Below are 19,388 nucleotides of genomic sequence, written 5' to 3'. Positions count from 1 at the left end.
TCCTATTCATTTATTATCATCATTGTATGGTCAAGCTTACTGGTTTAGTACAGGTTTGCTTGCTGCGAACGCGTGCGGACATAGCAAAAAATGCATGTCCCGCCGCAAATTAAGCGATTTGAGGTTCGCATGGGTCAGCGGGAAGAAGGTCACAATATTTGTACTAATCGTTCTGACTGTACCTGATTAAATATGATGGAGGGAACCTGATGACCGTACATCTCGCTTCGATTATACTTCGGACCGTGCTCATGTATATTACCGCGTTTGTTGTCATGCGCATTATGGGAAAAAGAGAGATCGGGGAGCTGTCCATCTTCGACTTGGTCATTTCAGTCATGATTGCCGAAATCGCGGTATTCGCGATCGAGGATATGAAACGCCCCCTGTATGAAGGCATTGTTCCCATGCTTACTTTGCTGTTAATACAAATGGCGATTGCCAAAGTGTCTTTGCACAGCCGGGGGGTGAGATCTCTGTTTGACGGCAAGCCTAGCGTAATTATTCAGAACGGCCGGATCAACCGGGAGGAGATGAGAAGGCAGCGTTATAATCTTGACGACCTGCTCATGCAGCTGCGAGCCAATAATATTGATAATGTGGCGGATGTCGAATTTGCTGTACTCGAAACTAGCGGCCAATTGAGCGTCATGCCCAAAAAAGAGGCAGCCCGGAGCGGACGTTACGAACAAGGCAGCGCTGCAGCCGAGCGAGCCAGCAAGCCGGTTGTTCCTAGAATAAAATACGAGGAAATTCCTCTGTCCCTCATTATGGATGGCAGGGTTCAGGACCGCAATTTGGAGCAGATCGGCAAAACGCGATTTTGGCTGAAAAATCAAATTCAAGCCAGGGGCGTCAAGGAATTCAAGGAAATATTTTTTTGTTCCATCGATCATCAAGGGAAGCTGTACATCAATTTGATGCAGGACCCGTAGCTAACGGAACCATCTGCGCAGCAGCGGCAGCCGGCGGAGATCCTGAAGATCGATCAGTCCCATGACTCCCGCCAGCACGAGATACAGCAGACCCGAAATGGATGCGGCTAAGACAAGCTGAATTTCCGAAAGCGGGCTGATCGGCAGTTCGTAATAAATATAAGCGGCCGCTGCAGCCATGATGATCATTCCGCAAATCACTTTGATAACATCGAGATAAGGAATACGATAGCGCAGTTCTCGCGATACGCTGTAGCCGTGCAGCAGCGTCACGACAGCAAAGTTGGCGATGATGGCGATAATCGCTCCGTAAATGCCCAAGCTTGGATTGGATGCCAGATAAAGGATGAGCGATATTTTGATAATTGCTCCGATTAAGGTGTTCAGCAGAGCGCGTCCGGGCTTGTCGAGTGCTTGCAGGGCAGCCTGCAGGGGCGATTGGGCGTATAGGAACAGGGCGAACGGGGCCATGATTTTGAGCATTCCGGCGATATCTGCATTGTTATATATAAGCAGGCATAAAGGCTCGGCCAAGACATACATCAGCGCGGCGAAGGGTCCCCCCGTAACGAGGGCCAGCCGCAGAGATTGATGGAGCCGCAGATGGATCGTACGCATATCCCCTCTTGCCTGGGCCTCAGCCAGGGAAGGAACGAGGGAAACAGCGAGCGATGATGTGAGCGCTCCTGGCAGCAGCAGCAAAGGGATCACCATGCCTTGCAGTGACCCATATTGGGCCGTGGCAATCGCCGTAGTAATGCCGGCTATGGCCAGGCTTTGAGCGGTGGTGATTGATTCCAGCAAATAAGACAGCGAGCCGACTAGGCGGCCTCCTGTAACCGGTATTGCTATACGGAGAATGCGCTTCAAAGTAGAGAAAGACCAGCGTCCCGGATCCGGATTCAGGCTAGATCCCTTACCCGGGGCAACGGTTGCTTCTGCAGGCGGCGCCTTTATCTCTTTACGGCGGGCGCGCCAATAGTGCCATAGAATGACCGCCATGCCGACCACTTCTCCGGCGGCTACGCCGAGCATCGCCCCGGCGGCTCCGTATGCAACGCCCATAGGCAGCATCAGGTAAGAGAACCACAGCACGCATATGATCCGTCCTATGGTTTCCATAATTGATGAGCTCGCGGAAGGAATCATATTTTGCTTGCCTTGGAAATACCCGCGAAATACGGAGGACACAGCGACAATTACGATCATCGGACTCATGGCGAGAAAGGTATGGTATACCCGGGAATCCGGCAGGACATAGCGGCTGATCCATGGTGCGCCCGCCAGGCTGGCGATGGTAAAGAGCAACCCCGCCCCTGCAGTAAAAATGAGGCTCGTCCGCAGTATTGCCGCCGATCGGCCTGGCTGGCCGGACGACTCCGCTTCCGCGATCAGCTTAGCGACGGCTAGAGGTATGCCCCCTGTAATGATGGTCACCAGAACGAGGAAGAACGGGTACCCCAACTGATAGAGGCCTACGCCTTCGGCACCGATGATTCGGGGGAGAAGGATGCGGGGAATGAAGCCGAGAATGCGATTGACGATACCCGCGACAAGCAGGATCATGGTCCCTTGGATAAAGGTCTGTTTATTCAAAATGATTCCCTCTTTCCCGGAATGAGCATTTTACTATGACGTCTTGTCTGATATATTTATGAATATGCAGAACCTGTCCGGATTCATGACAGCTCTTTTTTGCCAAGCGCAAGAGAACCGTCATCAATCAACCGGAACAAGGAAGCAGGAATCACGGAAGAATGGTAGAATTAGTTTAATGACAGCTCACCTCGCAGGAAAGGGGCAGCATGAATGGATCAACAGGAATTCGCCGAGAAGCAGTTAAATGAAACGATCGAAGCTCTATGCCGCAGCAAAGTGGAGGAATTCCGGCTTATCGGTTATGAGCATGTAACCGTATCGGACATTTGGAACTGCGTCAGTCATAAATATGAGAAAGAAGGATATCCCGAACTTCATCAACTGGTGAACGATATCCTTTCGCTCAAATCTACCCAGTTCATGAACTATATGACGTTATCTGCATTTCGTGGGTCCCGTTTCTAGGAAATCGGGATTTCTTTTTTTATTCTCTAGGGAAGCTTTAATAAAACCGACAATATTTGATAAATTGACGCTCTTTTCCTGCATCGCTATAATAGGAATATTGAGAATTCGAAAGGGGAACGAGGTACGGGATGAAAAGACTCATCGTATTCATAACCGTCGTGGTTGTCTCAACAGCAATTATGGCTTGGACAAGCCCTGGTCTGCTTCGAGATGTACATCTTGGCCTGGATTTGAAGGGCGGATTCGAGATTTTGTACGAAGCCGAGCCATTTGAAGCCGGAGCAAAAGTTACGAAGGAGTCACTGCTCAAAACGGCCCAAAGCTTAGAGAAACGCGCTAATCAGCTTGGTACAAGCGAGCCGGAGGTCACAACGGAAGGAACGAACCGGATCCGTCTGAAGCTGGCAGGCGTCACCGACGAGAATGAAGTTCGAAAGCTGATGAAGAAGCCATCGACTTTGACGTTCCGCAGCAAGGATGGAACGGAGACGAGTCCCGAGCAATTTAACAAAATTGAATTGGTCGGCACCGACTTCGTCGAAGGCGGGGCATCAGTACAGTTCAATCAGCTCAACCAGCCGGAAATCGCGATCAAGCTGAAGGATAAAGACAATTTCGCCCAAATTACCGAGCGGCTGCTGGGTAAGGAGCTGGCTATTTTCCTTGACGATGATTTGCTGTCTGCCCCTGTTGTTCGAGCCGTATTAAGAGACGGAACGGCTTCAATCAGCGGAAACTACACACGCGAGGAAGCGAATGATCTAAAGGATGAGATCAACCGCGGCGCCCTGCCGCTTAAATTAACGGAGAAATACTCGCAGAGCGTCGGCGCGACGCTAGGAAAGCAATCTCTTTATCAGACGATTCAGGCGGGATTGGTTGCCTCTTTGTTCATATTGGTCTTCATGATTTGGTTGTATCGCGTCCCGGGTCTTCTGGCCAGCTTTGGCTTGATTCTGCACACTTGGCTGCTTATTGTGGTCTTTAATTTTGCAGACTTTACGCTAACGCTTCCGGGGATTGCGGCTATTGTTCTCGGGGTCGGCATGGCGGTCGACGCCAACATTATTACCAATGAGCGGATCAAGGAGGAAATGCGTCAAGGCAAGAGCATATTGTCCGCCGTGAAGGCAGGGGGCAAGCATTCGTTCCGGACGATAATGGACTCGAACATCACTACGATTATTGTAGCGATCGTAATGTATATTTTCGGGACCGGAGCGGTCAGAGGTTTCGCCCTTGTCTTGATCGTTGAGATCGTGCTCAGCATTGCCACCAATATTTATTTTATCCGTTTCCTGCTGAACCTGCTGCTTAAAGCGGGCAAGCTGCGGAAGCCGAAATATTTCGGTGTAAAGGAGAGTGAAATTGGTGAGCTTTAAAAATAAATTATTGCATTTGAATTTTGTGCACATTAGCAAGCGCTGCTATACATTTTCCATCATACTAACGATAATTGGCGTCATCTCATTGGCTGTGTTCGGCCTCAATTATAGCGTCGATTTCAAAGCCGGTTCCAATGTTGACATTTCGTTCACGAAGAACGTGACTTCAGCACAAATCGAGCCCATCTTAGAGAATATCGGTATTCTGGAAGGATCGAAAATCACTCCGGGCGTAGATCGGATGTCGATCCGCTTCGATGAGGTATTGAACGAGGATCAGGATCACCAATTGAAGGGCGAGATACTGAAGCTCGACAGCGGTGCATCTATGGAAATCAATACCGTTGATCCGGAAATGGCGAAAGAGCTGGCGGCAAATGCGATATGGGCTGTACTGCTCTCGAGCCTCGGGATTATCGTCTATGTCGGCATCAGGTTTGAATGGCGCTTTGCGATCGCTGCCATTGTCGCCTTGCTGCATGATGCCTTTATGGTGGTAACGATCTTCTCCATCTTCCGCTTAGAGGTAGATTTGACCTTTATTATTGCGGTGCTCACCATCATTGGTTATTCGATTAATGACACGATCGTTATCTTTGACCGGATTCGGGAAAACCTGCGGTTTGCCAAACAGAAGACACGCCAGGATTTGATCGATCTCGTAAACAAGAGCGTATCCCAAACCGTTATGCGGTCACTGTATACCGCTTTAACCGTATTTATTGCCGCTTTATTCCTGCTCCTGTTGGGAGGGGCGTCGATCAGGATGTTCTCGCTGGCCATGGTTATAGGGTTGCTGTTCGGGGCGTATTCCTCGATCTTTATTGCCAGCCCGCTGTGGTTTGTGCTTAAGAGCAAGCAAAAAAACAAACCGGCCAAAGCGTCCTAAACGACGGTTTGCCGTTTGCATGGCAGGAGCGAAGCCGCGTCTTAATGAAGGACGCGGCTTCGCCGTCTTCATGGTAATAACGTGTTTCAGGAGGGTTAATATGATTCGCGAACGAGCTGTACCATCTGATTCTGCCGTCTGGCTTGGCACTGCAAACAACGTCATCCTGGCTGTATTCAAAGGAGTGATCGGTTTGCTCTTTGACAGCCGAGCATTGCTTGTGGATGCGTTATATTCCGCGGCGGATGCGGCAGCGGGCATCGCGGAGAAGGTTCAGCTTCCGCAAAGCGTCAGACAACGGCTGAGACTTGGGGATGGGGCAGGCGGCCGCATGAAGGCGGAACCGCTGGCAGCGATTTTTTTCGCTGTATTCCTGTTTATGGGCGTATTGCAAATGGGAGGCGCTTCAGTATCTACTATGGTTACCGGGAAGGTTGTTGCGCCAGGGTTCATGGCTGGGGTGGCCATTGTCGTCTCGATTGCCTTAAGAGAGATCGTATTTCAGCTTCAGTACCGCCAAAATCTCAAAAAACCGGGTAATGCCTCGAAATCCTTTATCGAAATGCACAGGCATTCCCTGTATACTTCCATTATTGTTCTTCTCGGAATTTTTGGGGCGATGACTGGCGAAGCGTGGGATATACCGTTGCTGTTGTATGCCGACCCGGCTGCCTCTATCGTTGTGGCTTGCCTTGTCCTATGGAAAGGGTATCGGCTGATCGTAGGAGCCGTGTACAGCCAAGAGGAAGGGAAGTCGAAGGCAGAGGACAAGTCTGCATTCATTGAAACCGTTCAAAGGGTACATGGGGTTATCACTGTAGACGAACTAAAATTGCATGGCAGCGGCCATTATATATCCGTCGCAGTCATTATTAGCGTGAATCCGCGGATTTCCGTATTGGAAGCCAATCATATTGCGAATCGCGCCAAAATACTGCTGATGAATCGCTTTTCCCAGGTGAGTGACGTAAGTATACAAGTTATGCCTTATGATCCGGGCTATCCTTACAAGAGTAACTACGAAGGATCGAATAATGATCTGCCTACGCTGCTGCAATAAAGAAAAATGCCCGCAAGTAGGAGAGAAGGAAAGAAGGTGCTGTCAGGTTGCTTCATCCGAAGTACCGTTGGGTTGGTCTACATAGTGACGCGGAAGCCGCTTCACTGCTGGCTGAGCAGGCCGGCATACCGAAAATTGTGGCTTCCCTGTTCGTAAGCCGTGGAATTCAAGACGCTCAGGAAGCGCGTCATTTTCTGGAGGGGACCATGGAGGATCTGCATGATCCTTATTTGCTGAGCGGCATGCAAGAGGCAGTTGCACGAATCAGGCGGGCTGTAGAGCAGGACGAACAAATTTTGATTTATGGTGACTATGATGCGGACGGCGTATCTTCCACGGCCCTTATGGTTTGCTTGATGCGCCATTTGAATGCCCGGTTCGAGTATTATATTCCTCACCGCTCCAAAGAGGGGTACGGGCTTCATATCTCTGCTCTAGAGCCATTCGTAGAACGAGGCTTCACGCTGGTGATCACTGTCGACACGGGAATCAGTGCGGTCGAGCAAATCGCGTACGCCAATGCGGCAGGGATGGATGTTATCGTTACCGATCATCATGAGCCTCCGGAAGTTCTTCCCGAGGCTTATACGCTGGTCAATCCCAAATTGCCTTATTGTAAATATCCGTTTAAGGGCCTTGCCGGGGTCGGGGTGGCCTATAAGCTGGCGACAGCCTTACTTGCAGATGAGACCCCTGCTGCCTGGACAGAGCTGGTTACACTGGGAACCATAGCGGATTTGATGCCGCTTACAGATGAGAATCGTATACTAGTTATGAACGGTTTAAAGGCGATGGCTTATTCCAGTTTTCCGGGGATCACGGCTCTAATGGGGGTGGCGGGTTACGCAAAAGGCGAACCGCTGACAATGGTATCCTCGACCAACGTAGCGTTCGGGCTTGCACCCCGCATCAATGCTAGCGGGAGAATGAGCCATGCGAATCAGGCTGTCGCCCTGTTAACGACGCAAAGTATTGAAGAGGCTGAGAAGATTGCTGAGGATTTGGACATCCTGAATAAGGAACGCCAACTGCTGGTGGACAGCATCGTTCAGGAAGCGATCGCCCAGTTGGCCGGCAAAGACGCTGAGGGGGCCTTGCCGGGTGTTATCGTGTTGGCTGGCGAGGGCTGGAACCCGGGCGTCATCGGAATCGTGGCCTCTAAAATACTGGATCGCTATTATCGGCCAACCATCGTTCTTGCTATAGACCCGGAGACCGGAACATGCAAAGGCTCGGCTCGTTCCATCCCGGGGCTGGATATCTATGAGGCTCTAACTCACTGCAAAGGCCTGCTGGATCACTATGGAGGGCATCCCTCAGCAGCGGGAATGACCTTGCACCGCAGCCAGCTTGCGAAGCTGGAAGAGCAGTTGAACGAGTTCGCTGCCGGCGTGCTTTGCGAGGAGCATTTCATCCCGGTGATGCATACGGATTTGGAGTGCCGCTTATCGGATATTTCCTTGCCGGTCATTGAGCAGTTGGAGAATCTTGCTCCGTTCGGCATGGGGAATACCTGCCCAAGATTGCTTATTCGCGGCGCCAAGCTAGTGGAAAGCCGTTCGCTAGGCAAGGAAGGCAAACATATGAAGCTTGTCCTCAGCCAGGATGGAACAATGATGGAGGCGGTGGCTTTCGGGAAGGGGGAGCTGTTATCCCAGTTAACCGAAGAGGCCCGGATAGATGTTGTGGCCGAAGCCAGCATCAATGAATGGAACGGATCACGCAAGCCGCAGCTGATGATTCAGGATCTCGCTGTACCGCATATCCAGGTGTTTGATTACCGGGGGGCAAGCCATCCTGTATTGAAGATGAATGAAATCCGCAGTCAGCTGGTAGAGCAGCAATCGCTTGAGCAGCGAGTAATCGCCGTCGTTGCGGGCAATGACTCGGAATTGACGAAAAATTATGAATTGAACGATACCCCTTGTTGGATATATGATAAGGACGTTGGCGTAATTCCTGGCAATACGGCCGCTCAACTGAACGGGCAAAACAGGATGGATATAAAAATATTGTTTGTTCTTGAACTGCCCGAGTCCTTCGACATATGGCATAAGATGATGGGGACATTCTCCTCAGTAGAGAGAGTGTACCTATTTCACCCGGCAAGGGATCGGCAAGAGGCGATTCTTCCGCCGTCCCGGGAGCAATTCAAACAGATCTATGCTCTGCTCAAGCAGCAGGTTACGGCTGCGGTGCCGGAGGAAGAGCTGATTTCCGGCCTGATGCGGCGCACCCGCCTGTCACGGCGGATGCTTGTGATGACGCTGGCGGTTTTCGAGGAGTTGGGCTTCATCCATCGCGATATGGGTACATTAACGATGGCACAGGCTCCCGCCAAGCGGGCCCTGGACACGTCTCGCCGCTATCTGGAGCTTGGAGAGCTGGCTGAAATGGAGCAGATCCTCCATCATGCCGGAATACCGCAAATTACGCAGTGGCTAATGACAAATCAGCAAAACGTATCTTAGCTATTCCTTTTTTATTTCATAGATATGCTGTTGTTATGCGCTAAAACTAGGAGGAGATTGCATTGGATTTCAAAGAGTACATTCGCGTCATACCCGATTTTCCCCAGCCGGGAATCAGCTTCAAGGATATTACGACCTTGCTGAATAACGGAGAGAAATACCGCGAAGCGATTAATGAGCTTAAGAAAATGGTGTCAGATTTAAAGATTGACCTGATCGCCGGGCCGGAAGCGCGCGGCTTCGTGGTTGGCGCTCCATTGGCTTATGCCCTCGGCGTAGGGTTCATTCCGATCCGCAAGAGCGGAAAGCTGCCGTATAAGACGATCGAAGTCGGTTATGCCCTGGAATATGGTTCGGATCGCTTGGCCATGCACAGCGATGCGGTCAAGCCGGGACAGAACGTATTGATCGCCGATGATTTACTTGCTACGGGCGGGACGATCTCCACTTCGGTGCAGCTCGTTCGCGAGCTTGGAGGCAATGTGGTAGGAACCGCGTTCTTAATTGAGCTTAGCGAGTTGAACGGCCGCGAGAAATTGCCGGGCATCGACGTGTTCTCGCTGTTAAAGTATTAAGATTGGCAAGCCATAGCATAAAGACATTAAAGACATTCTTGCGCGGGATGTCTTTTTTGTATGCTTCATTCTTGTTGTGGAAAATAAAGTAATTTCTACGAAATTAACCGAAGTCGTTTCGTACCACATTTTGAGTCAATTAGTAGTAGTTTCGCCTTATTTAGTTAAAAATTAACAGTATTTTCTTGACCTAGATGTTGCCAAGGATTAACAATAGGGGTGTATAAGTCATGCATGCAGACGATTGACCATCATTTTAACAGAGGAGGATATCATTGAAGAAGTTACTTTCGTATGTACTAGTATTGGCTGTTGGCATGTCCATGTGGACGACAAATTTGAATGCGTTTTCAGGGGAGGTTCCCGTAGGTAGGGGCTCTTATTCGACCGTACTGCCTCCAGGAGCGACGGACGCACCGGCCAGTATATACAAAACTTCCAACGTGGCCGGAAAAATGCCTACGAATGATTGGTGGAGCAGTTTGGCTTGGAGCACTCATTCTGAAGCTCAGTATCCGCATCCGTTGGCAATGAAGCATCAGGGGGATGGCATCCGCATTTATTATCCGGGAGCTAGAGTTCACGCATTGCCAGGATTCGTCGCGGGCTGGATGAATGATATCCATGATTTCACGGTCAGCCATTCTGCAGTCGGCGCCTTTCCTGATGCTAAGGTAGATGGCTTCAGTGACTGGTTTGTGAAGGCGCTGTATCAGCAAGGGAACAATTCGATGAGCGTATCCTATGGACACGGTTCGCCTTACGCGTATTTCACCTTTGCGGGAGGGGATCCAAAGCTTAAATTTTATACCCCGCCAACGGTATGGTCAGGAGATAGCAGCAGCTCCGTTCTCGGGATTACGATCGAAGGCGCGCATTACGGCTTATTCGGACCGACGGGCAGTACTTGGAGCGGAATCGGGAGTAACACGCTGGCGAACCAATTGAACGGCAAAAACTATTTTTCGATCGCAGTGCTTCCGGACGATTCTGTGCAAACCTTGAATAAATTCAAGCAATACGCCTATTCCCATATTACCGATACTAAAGTGAACTATACCTATAATGAAGCGACCAGTGAAGTCACGACGACCTTCACGGCAAGCACGGCAGCCAAAGAAGGCAATCAATCGGGAACCATATTCGCGCTGTATCCGCATCAATGGAAAAATTCATCTGCGGCTACTCTGGCATATTCGTACCCTTCCGTTCGCGGTCAAATGAAGACGGTGGAAGGAACGGGCTTTCAGACGAAGATGAAGTTTAACGGCGTTCTGCCTTCGCTCCCGGATCTCGGGTCTTATGACAAGAATGTTCTCAACCAGTATATAAATGAGGCTGCTGCTGAGCAGTTTGCCGGTGCCGCGGATACGTATTGGACAGGCAAACGTTTAGGGAAGCTGGCTGTACTCGCGCCGATCGCCGATCAGGTCGGCAACACAGCTGCGGCAAGCCAGTTCCGCTCGGAAATCAAGAGCCGTTTGGAGGACTGGCTGAAAGCAAGTAATGCATCCGGCAACTTGAAAGCCTCCAATGTATTTTATTACAACAATAACTGGGGAACCGTCATCGGTTATCCCGACAGCTACGGGACGGCTAACGAACTGAATGACCATCATTTCCACTACGGTTATTTCATTAAGGCGGCGGCTGAGATTGCCAGGACGGATAAAGATTGGGCCAGCGACGCCAATTGGGGCGGAATGATTAAGCTCCTTATTCGCGACATCGCGAATGTTGACCGTTCGGATTCGATGTTCCCGTATCTGCGCAACTTTGACCCTTATGCCGGCCATTCCTGGGCTTCCGGACATGCCAACTTCGGGGACGGCAACAACAACGAGTCATCGTCAGAGGCGATGAATGCCTGGGCAGGGCTCATACTGTGGGGCGAGGCTACTGGGAACAAGACGATTCGCGACGCGGGAATTTATCAATATGTAACGGAAATGAATGCCATTAACGAATACTGGTTCGATGTGCATGATACGAATTTCCCTGCCGGCTTTACCAAGGAGACGGCAAGCATGATTTGGGGAGGCAAGACGGTAGGCGACGCCACCTGGTGGACAGGCAACCCGACTGAGGTTCATGGCATTAACTGGCTTCCCATCACATCCGCATCGCTATATTTGACGCAATATCCGCAATATGCGGCGAGAAATTACAATGCGCTCTTATCGGAAAGCGGCGGCAATTTCAGCCCGTGGGAGGATCTCGTATACATGTACCGGGCCATTTCTGATCCTGCGGATGCCAAAGCTAAATTTAATGCTCGCGTATCGCAGTTGACTCCGGAGGCCGGCAACTCCAAAGCAAATGCGTACCATTGGATTTATAGCTTGGATGCGTTAGGGCATGCTGATCCATCGGTAACCGCGAACTATCCAATTTATGCCGTATTCAATAAGAACGGAGTCAAGACCTATGTCGTCTATAATATGACGAATAGCGTAAAAACGGTTCAATTCTCTGACGGCCATCAGGTGACGGTGCAGCCGAACAGCTTTAATATCGGCAATGGCGGCGGCAACAACGGAGGTAACAATGGAGGGGGCAACGGAGACGGAGGCGGCAATAACGGGGACATCGTCACGGATGATTATACGGTTAGAGTAAACCGCGCCTCGGGATCGGAAGTCAAGATTGTCTTCGTTCCGAAAACGCCTGCGCTCTACGTGGACATTCATTACACGGTGTCTGGCGGGCAGCAGCTGAATTACCGGATGACGAACAATAACGGCACCTGGGAGCAGGTCATCGGTGGACTGCAGGGCGGAAACGTCATCGATTACTGGTTTACTTATGAGAAGTCGGGGCCGCAATATGATTCGCCGCATTACACATTTACCAACTAAGAATCAATGAAAAGGACGCCACACAAATGTGTGCTTACGGCAAAAGAAAGGCCGAGCCAGGGATCGCCTCCCTGCTCGGCCTTTCTTAGTACCAATTCTGCATTGTTCTTGTATTAACGCGCTTCTTCCTTATCATTGGATAGGCCGAGCACTTCGATAAGCTTGAAAAACAGACTCATCACAATGCCTACGATGGTAGCTAAGGCCATTCCCTTCAGTTCGACATCGCCCATTTTCAGCGTTGCTCCGCTCAGACCGATGACGAGGACAATGGTGGCTAACAGCATGTTCGTCGGCCGGGAGAAATCGACTTTCTGCTCTACGAAAATCCGCAGACCGGAAGCGGCAATGACCCCGAACAGCAGAAGTGATATTCCGCCCATAACCGGTGTTGGAATATACGCGATGATAGCGGAAAATTTACCGGAGAACGAGAGCAGGATCGCGAAGATGGCCGCACCGCCGATCACGAAGATCGAGTAGACTCTCGTCAGCGCCATGACGCCGATATTTTCTCCATAGGTTGTATTCGGTGTTGAACCTACGAAACCGGACAATACGGTAGAGATACCATTACCGAGCAGGGAGCGGTGCAAGCCCGGATCTTTGGACAAGTCTTTGCCCACGATGTTGCTTGTTACCAGCAAGTGTCCGATATGCTCCACGATAACGACCAGTGCTACCGGAATGATCGTAATGATAGCGGACGCACTCCATTTTGGCGTCGTTACGGTCGGCATGGAGAACCAAGGTGCAGCTGCAATGGCCTCCTTGTCTACTGCACCCAAGAAATAAGCCAGACCGTATCCAACGACGATACCGATGAGGATGTGAATGATTTTAGGGAATCCGCGGAACATGACGGCTCCCAGCATGGTGACCCCGAGTGTAACGAGGGACAGCATAATTTCTGTCGGATTCGGCGTCCAGGCCTTGGTCGGGTCTGAATTAATCAGACCAGCCATTCCGGCGGCAACCGGGATCAGTTCAAGACCGATGAGCGCGACGATCGCCCCCATGGCAGCCGGAGGAAATACAATATCGATCCAGCCGGTACCAGCTAGCCGAATGAGCAGCGAGACCGCGATGAAAATTAAGCCTGTCACGATAAAAGCGCCAAGGGCGTAAGAATAGCCTGTACCCGGATGAGCAGCCAGAACTACGAGTACCGGGGAGATAAAGGCAAAGCTTGATCCGAGATAAGCGGGGATTTTTGCTTTACAGATCAAGATATACAGCAGCGTACCGATCCCGTTCATGAGCAGGATCATTGCCGGGTCGACGCCGAAAATATTCGGTACAAGCACTGTGCTGCCGAACATGGCAAAAAGGTGTTGCATACTCAGCAGAACACCAGGCCCGAAGGGAACTTTCTCATTAACTTGAATTTCACGTTGCAAACAGGGTCACTCCTCTAAACGTTCATATTTAGTTATCCTTACTAGGATAATGACTATGTCCGCAATTTTCAACAGAAAATATTATAATTTTCAAATAAATTAATGAAAAAGACCCAAAGTTCGCCAAGCAGCGAGCTTTGAGTCTTGCCAAAGGCGCGGATAATCGCGGATTATATCGATTATTCGAAGGATTCGCATTTAAGCGGCCAGCCTACTTGAAATTGTTCGCCTGCTGCTCAGCGAAATCGCCGATAAAAGGCAGTTTGAACCATCTTCCCTGCAGCGCCATCAGCATCAGCACGATCCATAGCACAAAAGAAAGCAGGCCGACGATGAGGGTTCCGATCCAGCCGATGAACGGGATCCAGGAAAAAAAGATGTTGGCAACGGTCAGCAAGCCGAATACGAGGACTGATTGCATGGCGTGGAATTTGACGAAGCTGCTCTTTTTCTCCAAGACTAGAAAGATGATTCCCGTAATGAAGCTTAGCGCATAGCATAGAAGACCGGCAACCTTGGGATCGAGATTAGTGGATGAAGCGTCGATGTGGGGCTCGTTCATTAACAGCAAAACCTCCTTGAAAATATTAATATGTATGCAGCTAAAAGTAAGATATTCGATGCCTCGGAAACAAATTCCTGTATAATCTACAATTTTTTTATTTTGTATATAAGCTGAATCATGAAATGAAAAAATGTGGGTAAGTACGATATAGGTTTGTAAGAGGTGGAAATCTGGTCACAAGTGTGATTATAAGCCTATACTTCCGAAGCAGCTTTCTGTAGCATTGCTTTCCGTCTCTTCGGAATCGGTTTTCCTCGCCTGCATTCGTTTTTAGCTCATCTTTATCTAAATTGCGTAAACTAAGCTGAGTCGTGCACTAAGATTGCCATGCATTTTAAGCTAGGTCGTGCACTAATTGCCATGCAATAAGCGGTGCTGAACACTAAGATGCCATGAAATAAGCTAAGCCGATGCATTAAATGGAATTCATGTATCTAAATATGCCCAAAACGAAGGTATCAGGGGATTAGATGGATTGTCTGCACCTAATTTCAAGAATCCAGCCCCTAGTCGCCATTTCCCTACATCTAAATACATGAAATACACTTAAATCTAACTTCCCTTCCTTGCCAAGGAAACTAAATGCTAATAATCCATTTATATAAGCCGCGAATATAAAAATAAATGCGGGGCTAGTACGATATTGGTTCATAAGGAACAGAAGCACTCCATTCTTTAGTTCATCTTATATAGTGTAAATAACGATGTTTATGCATGTTCATCCAGGCCAATGGTTGACGTAAGAGGACGCAGCAGTCATAATTATAGGAAATCAAAATCGGGCGAAAAGTGCCCTTTTATACGTTGCTATACAGTCTTATTTTATATAGAAAGGAAACGAATCGGATTCAATGGGCATAGAGCGATTACTCGAAAAGGCGTCTATCTACATTAAAGAACCGGATCTCAAGCGCATTCGGGAAGCATATGACTTCGCGGAACAAGCCCATCATGGCCAGCTGAGGAAATCCGGTGAACCTTATATTCTGCATCCGCTGGCGGTTGCAGAAATTGTCGTGGGCATGCAAATGGATGCTCTTTCTATTATTGCAGCCCTGCTTCATGATGTCGTTGAAGATACGACCGTTTCCTTGCAGGAAATCCATGATCACTTCGGCAGCGATTGCGCCATGCTTGTAGATGGGCTAACGAAGCTGGAGCGCATCAAATTTCAATCCAAGGAAGAACAGCAGAACGAAAACTATCGAAAAATGTTTATTGCCATGGCTCAGGACATCCGGGTCATCGTTATTAAGCTTGCGGATCGTCTCCATAACATGCGGACCTTGAAGTTCCAGTCCGAGGAGAGCCAGCGCCGCATTGCTTATGAGACGCTGGAGATTTTTTGTCCCATCGCCCATCGGTTGGGGATTTCGGCGATCAAGTGGGAGATGGAGGATATCTCCCTGCGCTATTTGAATCCGCAGCAATATTACCGGATTGCCAATCTGATGCACAAGAAGCGGGCGGAGCGGGAGGAATTCATCAAAAATGTCATCGCCCGAATCCAGGAGAAGCTGGATGAAATGGGCGTTGAGGCCGAGTTGTCCGGCCGGCCGAAGCATATATACAGCGTATATAAGAAGATGACGACGAAGAACAAGCAGTTCAATGAAATCTACGACCTGCTCGCCATTCGGATCATCGTGAACAACATTAAGGATTGTTATGCAACCCTAGGGATCATCCATACCCTTTGGAAGCCGATGCCGGGGCGGTTCAAGGATTATATCGCTATGCCTAAGGCAAATATGTACCAATCCCTGCATACGACCGTTGTTGGACCGACAGGGGAGCCTACAGAGGTGCAAATCCGCACCAAAGAAATGCACCGGACCGCAGAATTCGGGATTGCCGCCCACTGGGCTTATAAGGAAGGGACAGAGGCTGGCACGCCGGAGAACAAAATGACATTCTTCCGCGAGATTCTGGAGCTGCAGCATGAAGCCAAAGACGCTTCGGAGTTCGTCGAATCGCTGAAGATGGACTTCTTTTCCGATCTTGTCTTTGTCTTTACCCCTTCGGGCGAAGTCATCGAGCTGCCATCCGGCTCGGTGCCGCTTGATTTTGCCTACCGTATCCATACCGAAGTAGGCAACCGGACGATCGGCGCGAAGGTAAACGGACGGATCGTGCCGCTGGATCACAAGCTTAAAACCGGCGATATCGTCGAAATTCTGACCTCAAAGCATTCCTACGGACCAAGCCAGGATTGGCTCAAAATCGCTCAGTCCTCCCATGCCCGCAGTAAAATCAAGCAGTGGTTCAAGAAAGAGAAGCGGGAAGAGAATGTGGACAAGGGACGCGACGCGATCGAGCGAGAGCTGAAGCGCGCGGGTCTTGATGCGGCGCAGTGGATGACAGAGGATAAGCTGCTGGAAGCAGCGAAGAAATACGCCTTCAACGATGTGGAGGATATGCTGTCGGCCATCGGATTCGGCGGCATTACCGCATCCCAGATCGTGACGAAGTTAACAGAGAAGCTGCGCAAAGAGCAAGAAGAGGCCGAGCAGATCGAGCTGACATCCGAGGTCAAGGAAGTAAAGGCGCCGGAGGAACGGAGATCCCGTCCAACGAACGGCGTCGTTGTCAAAGGCATTGACAATTTGCTCGTGCGCTTTGCCAGATGCTGCAACCCGGTGCCGGGGGACGATATTATCGGCTACATTACCCGGGGGCGCGGCGTCTCCGTTCACCGCAGCGACTGTCCGAATATTCCGACGGCAAGCGATGGGGAAGAGGCGGCGCGCGTCATCGAAGTGGAATGGGAAAGCGCGGTGGAAGCGAATTACAGCGTTGACATCGAAATTACCGGACATGACCGCCGCAACTTCTTAAATGAGGTGCTTCAAGCGGTCTCGGAGAGCAAGACGAATATTTCCGCGGTCTCCGGACGTGCGGACAAGAATAAGATGGCGTTAATTCATATGACGATCCTGATTCGCAATACCGACCATCTCCATTCTGTTGTGGAGAAGATCAAACGGGTTCAGGATGTATACACCGTGCACCGCATTATGCAGTAATCTCGGAGTTGGGACGGAATTAAAGGAGACATGAATCGATGAGAGTTGTTGTGCAGCGCTGCAAGGAAGCGAAGGTTACGGTAGACGGTACCGTGATTGGTTCGATCGGCCAAGGCCTTATGCTGCTGGTCGGCATTACGCATGAGGACACGGAGAAGGAGGCGGCGTACCTGGCGGACAAAATCGCCGGACTGCGGATTTTTGAAGATGACGAGGGCAAGATGAATCGGAGCGTAACCGATATTGGCGGAGCCATTTTGTCGGTCTCCCAGTTTACGCTATACGGGGATTGCCGCAAAGGCAAACGCCCGAGCTTCATTGCCGCGGCCAGGCCGGAAACGGCGGAGCCGCTGTATGCGCGGTTCAACGCTTTGCTTCGGGATAAAGGGCTGGTGGTCGAGACGGGGGAGTTCGGGGCTGACATGGACGTTCAGTTGACGAACTGGGGCCCTGTAACATTAATGCTTGAGAGCCAGCAGCCGCCCAAGACGGAAACGCCGTAGCGCGCAGATTTGGAATACGATTTCTCCTTTCAGGGCAATCTGAAAGCAGAGATCGTATTTTTTTGTTACCCAAAAATAAAAAGCACAACCGCTATAAAAGGAGTTTACTTCATGCGACAGTCTCTGAAAGCTGCACAATGGCGCCAGCCTCCGCTGATTCCTGCAGGGGACCGGAGCGAAGCCTCCATACTGTCCCGGGCAGCCAGCACCGAGGAGCACGAGTGGATACATTTGGAGTTCAAACCGGGAAGGGCGTTAATCCCTCGGCCGGGCAGCTAGAGCCAATCGGCTCTATTTTGCTTTGTTATAAAAAATCGCGTTGCGGGTAATAACTTCCCGAGAGAGAAATTTTTTGGAAGGAGAGGACAGCCATGAGCAAAGTAGCCTTTTTGCTGGCTAACGGCTTTGAAGATTCGGAGATGCAGGTTCCATACGACGAGGTGAAGAAGGCGGGCCACGAAGCGGACATTATTGGCCTCAAAGCAGGGGAGACACTGAAGGGAAAGCAAGGCAAAGCCGAATATCAGGCAGAGAAAGCTATTGCTGACGTCAAAGTGGCGGATTATGACGCCGTAGTCATCCCCGGCGGGTCGTCTCCGGAAAATCTTCGCTTGAACGAAGGGATACTGCAATTTGTCAAAGAGGCCAATGAGGCCAAAAAACCGATTGCTGCGATTTGCCACGGACCGCAAATCCTTATCAGTGCGAATCTGCTGAAAGGCCGGACAATAACGTGCTATCCGCCGCTCAAGGACGATATGATCAATGCGGGAGCCGAGTTTAAAGATCAGGAAGTCGTGGTCGACGGCAATTATATTACTTCACGTACGCCTGAAGATGAGCCGGCCTTTGTACGCGAAATACTGCAGGCGCTGAAGTAAGCGGTAAACCAGTCTTATCCGGTTCAGTGACTTCATGTGACGAAGGAGAGATTGATATGGCCAAACATATTCAAGCTTATTTTAAAAGTGAGGATCAGGCGGAGGGAGCCAGGACGAGCTTGTTATCGTTCGAGACGGAGCAGGTTGAGGTCGGTCGCCTGGAGCAGTCGATTGGAAGGGACGCGGACATCCTTGTTCCCTACGTTCCGGTAAGCAACAGTGCAGCAGGAGGAACTTACGGTGCCGTAGGCTATCCGGGGGCTGCCGGCGGGCAAGGTTTCGTGCCGGTCATCATGCCAAACAGCACTATCGCTGATAGCGGCCGTGATGATGAGGAAGCGATGGCGCGAAAAGAAAATGATGAAGCGGATCCGGTGATGGATCTGAATGATTTCGGCGATGAGGATTACGACAGCCTGCAATATGTGCTGAGCCTTAAAGTCCGGGATCAGGATTACGACGCTGTCGTTCATAAATTGCGCTCCCAGGGTGCATTTGTGGCTCAGCTTGATGAATGATAACGCTGAAATAAATCGCTTTCGTTTATGTAATATAACTGTAATATTACTTTCATGTTCTTTTAACATAGCCTGTTTATAATAACAGCATGACCCCCTTTTAAAATATATACTTTTGGACCTGCACCCCGTTGGTAGCAGGTCTTTTTCTTGATTAAAGCTTGACTTTGTGCCTAGGGTTACTTAAAATTTAAAAATATACGCAAAATTCTTTAATACATTTATTCGATGACGGGAGAAAGTAATTCAACCCCA

Annotated in this window: 16 protein-coding genes; 13 read left to right on the top strand and 3 right to left on the bottom strand. The window is 50.0% G+C overall.

The window, feature by feature from the left end; all coding sequences use genetic code 11:
• The first annotated feature begins 209 nt into the window (after window positions 1-209).
• Window positions 210-935: a DUF421 domain-containing protein gene (locus GNP95_RS10670; protein WP_155610775.1), complete on the top strand. Its 726-nt coding sequence runs from the start codon at window positions 210-212 to the stop codon at window positions 933-935.
• Here GNP95_RS10670 and spoVB read toward each other — a convergent pair whose 3' ends face one another.
• A complete protein-coding gene (gene spoVB, locus GNP95_RS10665) occupies window positions 936-2,531 on the bottom strand; it encodes a stage V sporulation protein B (RefSeq protein WP_155610774.1) in 1,596 nt (531 codons plus the stop codon).
• Between the two features lie 213 nt (window positions 2,532-2,744).
• On the opposite strand from spoVB, the gene GNP95_RS10660 reads away from it, so the two are divergent.
• The 7 genes from GNP95_RS10660 to GNP95_RS10630 all read left to right on the top strand — a co-directional run bounded on the left by GNP95_RS10660 (window position 2,745) and on the right by GNP95_RS10630 (window position 12,240).
• Complete coding sequence (locus GNP95_RS10660) at window positions 2,745-2,999, top strand: post-transcriptional regulator (RefSeq protein WP_155610773.1); 255 nt, start codon at window positions 2,745-2,747, stop codon at window positions 2,997-2,999.
• Between the two features lie 131 nt (window positions 3,000-3,130).
• Window positions 3,131-4,384, top strand: a complete 1,254-nt coding sequence (secD, locus tag GNP95_RS10655; protein WP_155610772.1) for a protein translocase subunit SecD — start codon at window positions 3,131-3,133, stop codon at window positions 4,382-4,384.
• Entirely contained in the window at window positions 4,374-5,276 is a 903-nt protein-coding gene (secF, locus tag GNP95_RS10650; RefSeq protein WP_330163343.1) for a protein translocase subunit SecF, read from the top strand. The genes secD and secF overlap by 11 nt, the downstream gene beginning before the upstream one ends.
• A 100-nt stretch (window positions 5,277-5,376) precedes the next feature.
• Entirely contained in the window at window positions 5,377-6,336 is a 960-nt protein-coding gene (locus tag GNP95_RS10645) for a cation diffusion facilitator family transporter (RefSeq protein ID WP_155610771.1), read from the top strand.
• A 47-nt stretch (window positions 6,337-6,383) separates the two neighbouring features.
• The gene (gene recJ / locus GNP95_RS10640; RefSeq protein WP_155610770.1) at window positions 6,384-8,807 is read left to right on the top strand and encodes a single-stranded-DNA-specific exonuclease RecJ; all 2,424 of its coding nucleotides are present in this window, start codon (window positions 6,384-6,386) and stop codon (window positions 8,805-8,807) included.
• A 62-nt stretch (window positions 8,808-8,869) separates the two neighbouring features.
• Entirely contained in the window at window positions 8,870-9,382 is a 513-nt protein-coding gene (locus tag GNP95_RS10635) for an adenine phosphoribosyltransferase (RefSeq protein ID WP_155610769.1), read from the top strand.
• Window positions 9,383-9,657: 275 nt separating this feature from the next.
• Window positions 9,658-12,240, top strand: coding sequence for a glycosyl hydrolase (locus GNP95_RS10630; RefSeq protein ID WP_413773736.1), 2,583 nt, complete (start codon window positions 9,658-9,660; stop codon window positions 12,238-12,240).
• A gap of 113 nt (window positions 12,241-12,353) precedes the next feature.
• On the opposite strand, the gene uraA is transcribed toward GNP95_RS10630, so the two are convergent.
• Window positions 12,354-13,640, bottom strand: a complete 1,287-nt coding sequence (gene uraA, locus GNP95_RS10625) for a uracil permease (RefSeq protein ID WP_155610768.1) — start codon at window positions 13,638-13,640, stop codon at window positions 12,354-12,356.
• 211 nt (window positions 13,641-13,851) lie between these two features.
• Window positions 13,852-14,202, bottom strand: coding sequence for a DUF4870 domain-containing protein (locus GNP95_RS10620; protein WP_155610767.1), 351 nt, complete (start codon window positions 14,200-14,202; stop codon window positions 13,852-13,854).
• A gap of 854 nt (window positions 14,203-15,056) precedes the next feature.
• Here GNP95_RS10620 and GNP95_RS10615 point away from each other — a divergent pair.
• From GNP95_RS10615 to GNP95_RS10595, 5 genes are all read left to right on the top strand, one after another.
• Window positions 15,057-17,231, top strand: coding sequence for a RelA/SpoT family protein (locus GNP95_RS10615; protein ID WP_155610766.1), 2,175 nt, complete (start codon window positions 15,057-15,059; stop codon window positions 17,229-17,231).
• Window positions 17,232-17,269: 38 nt separating this feature from the next.
• Complete coding sequence (gene dtd, locus GNP95_RS10610) at window positions 17,270-17,734, top strand: D-aminoacyl-tRNA deacylase (protein WP_155610765.1); 465 nt, start codon at window positions 17,270-17,272, stop codon at window positions 17,732-17,734.
• 111 nt (window positions 17,735-17,845) lie between these two features.
• The gene (locus GNP95_RS10605) at window positions 17,846-18,013 is read left to right on the top strand and encodes a hypothetical protein (RefSeq protein WP_155610764.1); all 168 of its coding nucleotides are present in this window, start codon (window positions 17,846-17,848) and stop codon (window positions 18,011-18,013) included.
• A gap of 92 nt (window positions 18,014-18,105) precedes the next feature.
• Window positions 18,106-18,615: a type 1 glutamine amidotransferase domain-containing protein gene (locus GNP95_RS10600; protein ID WP_155610763.1), complete on the top strand. Its 510-nt coding sequence runs from the start codon at window positions 18,106-18,108 to the stop codon at window positions 18,613-18,615.
• 56 nt (window positions 18,616-18,671) lie between these two features.
• Window positions 18,672-19,133, top strand: a complete 462-nt coding sequence (locus GNP95_RS10595) for a hypothetical protein (protein ID WP_155610762.1) — start codon at window positions 18,672-18,674, stop codon at window positions 19,131-19,133.
• Window positions 19,134-19,388: the final 255 nt, after the last annotated feature.

The sequence above is a fragment of the Paenibacillus woosongensis genome (assembly GCF_009725165.1).
GTDB lineage: Bacteria > Bacillota > Bacilli > Paenibacillales > Paenibacillaceae > Fontibacillus > Fontibacillus woosongensis.
Note: the sequence above shows the minus strand (reverse complement) of the source record. Positions and strands in the feature narration are given on the sequence as shown.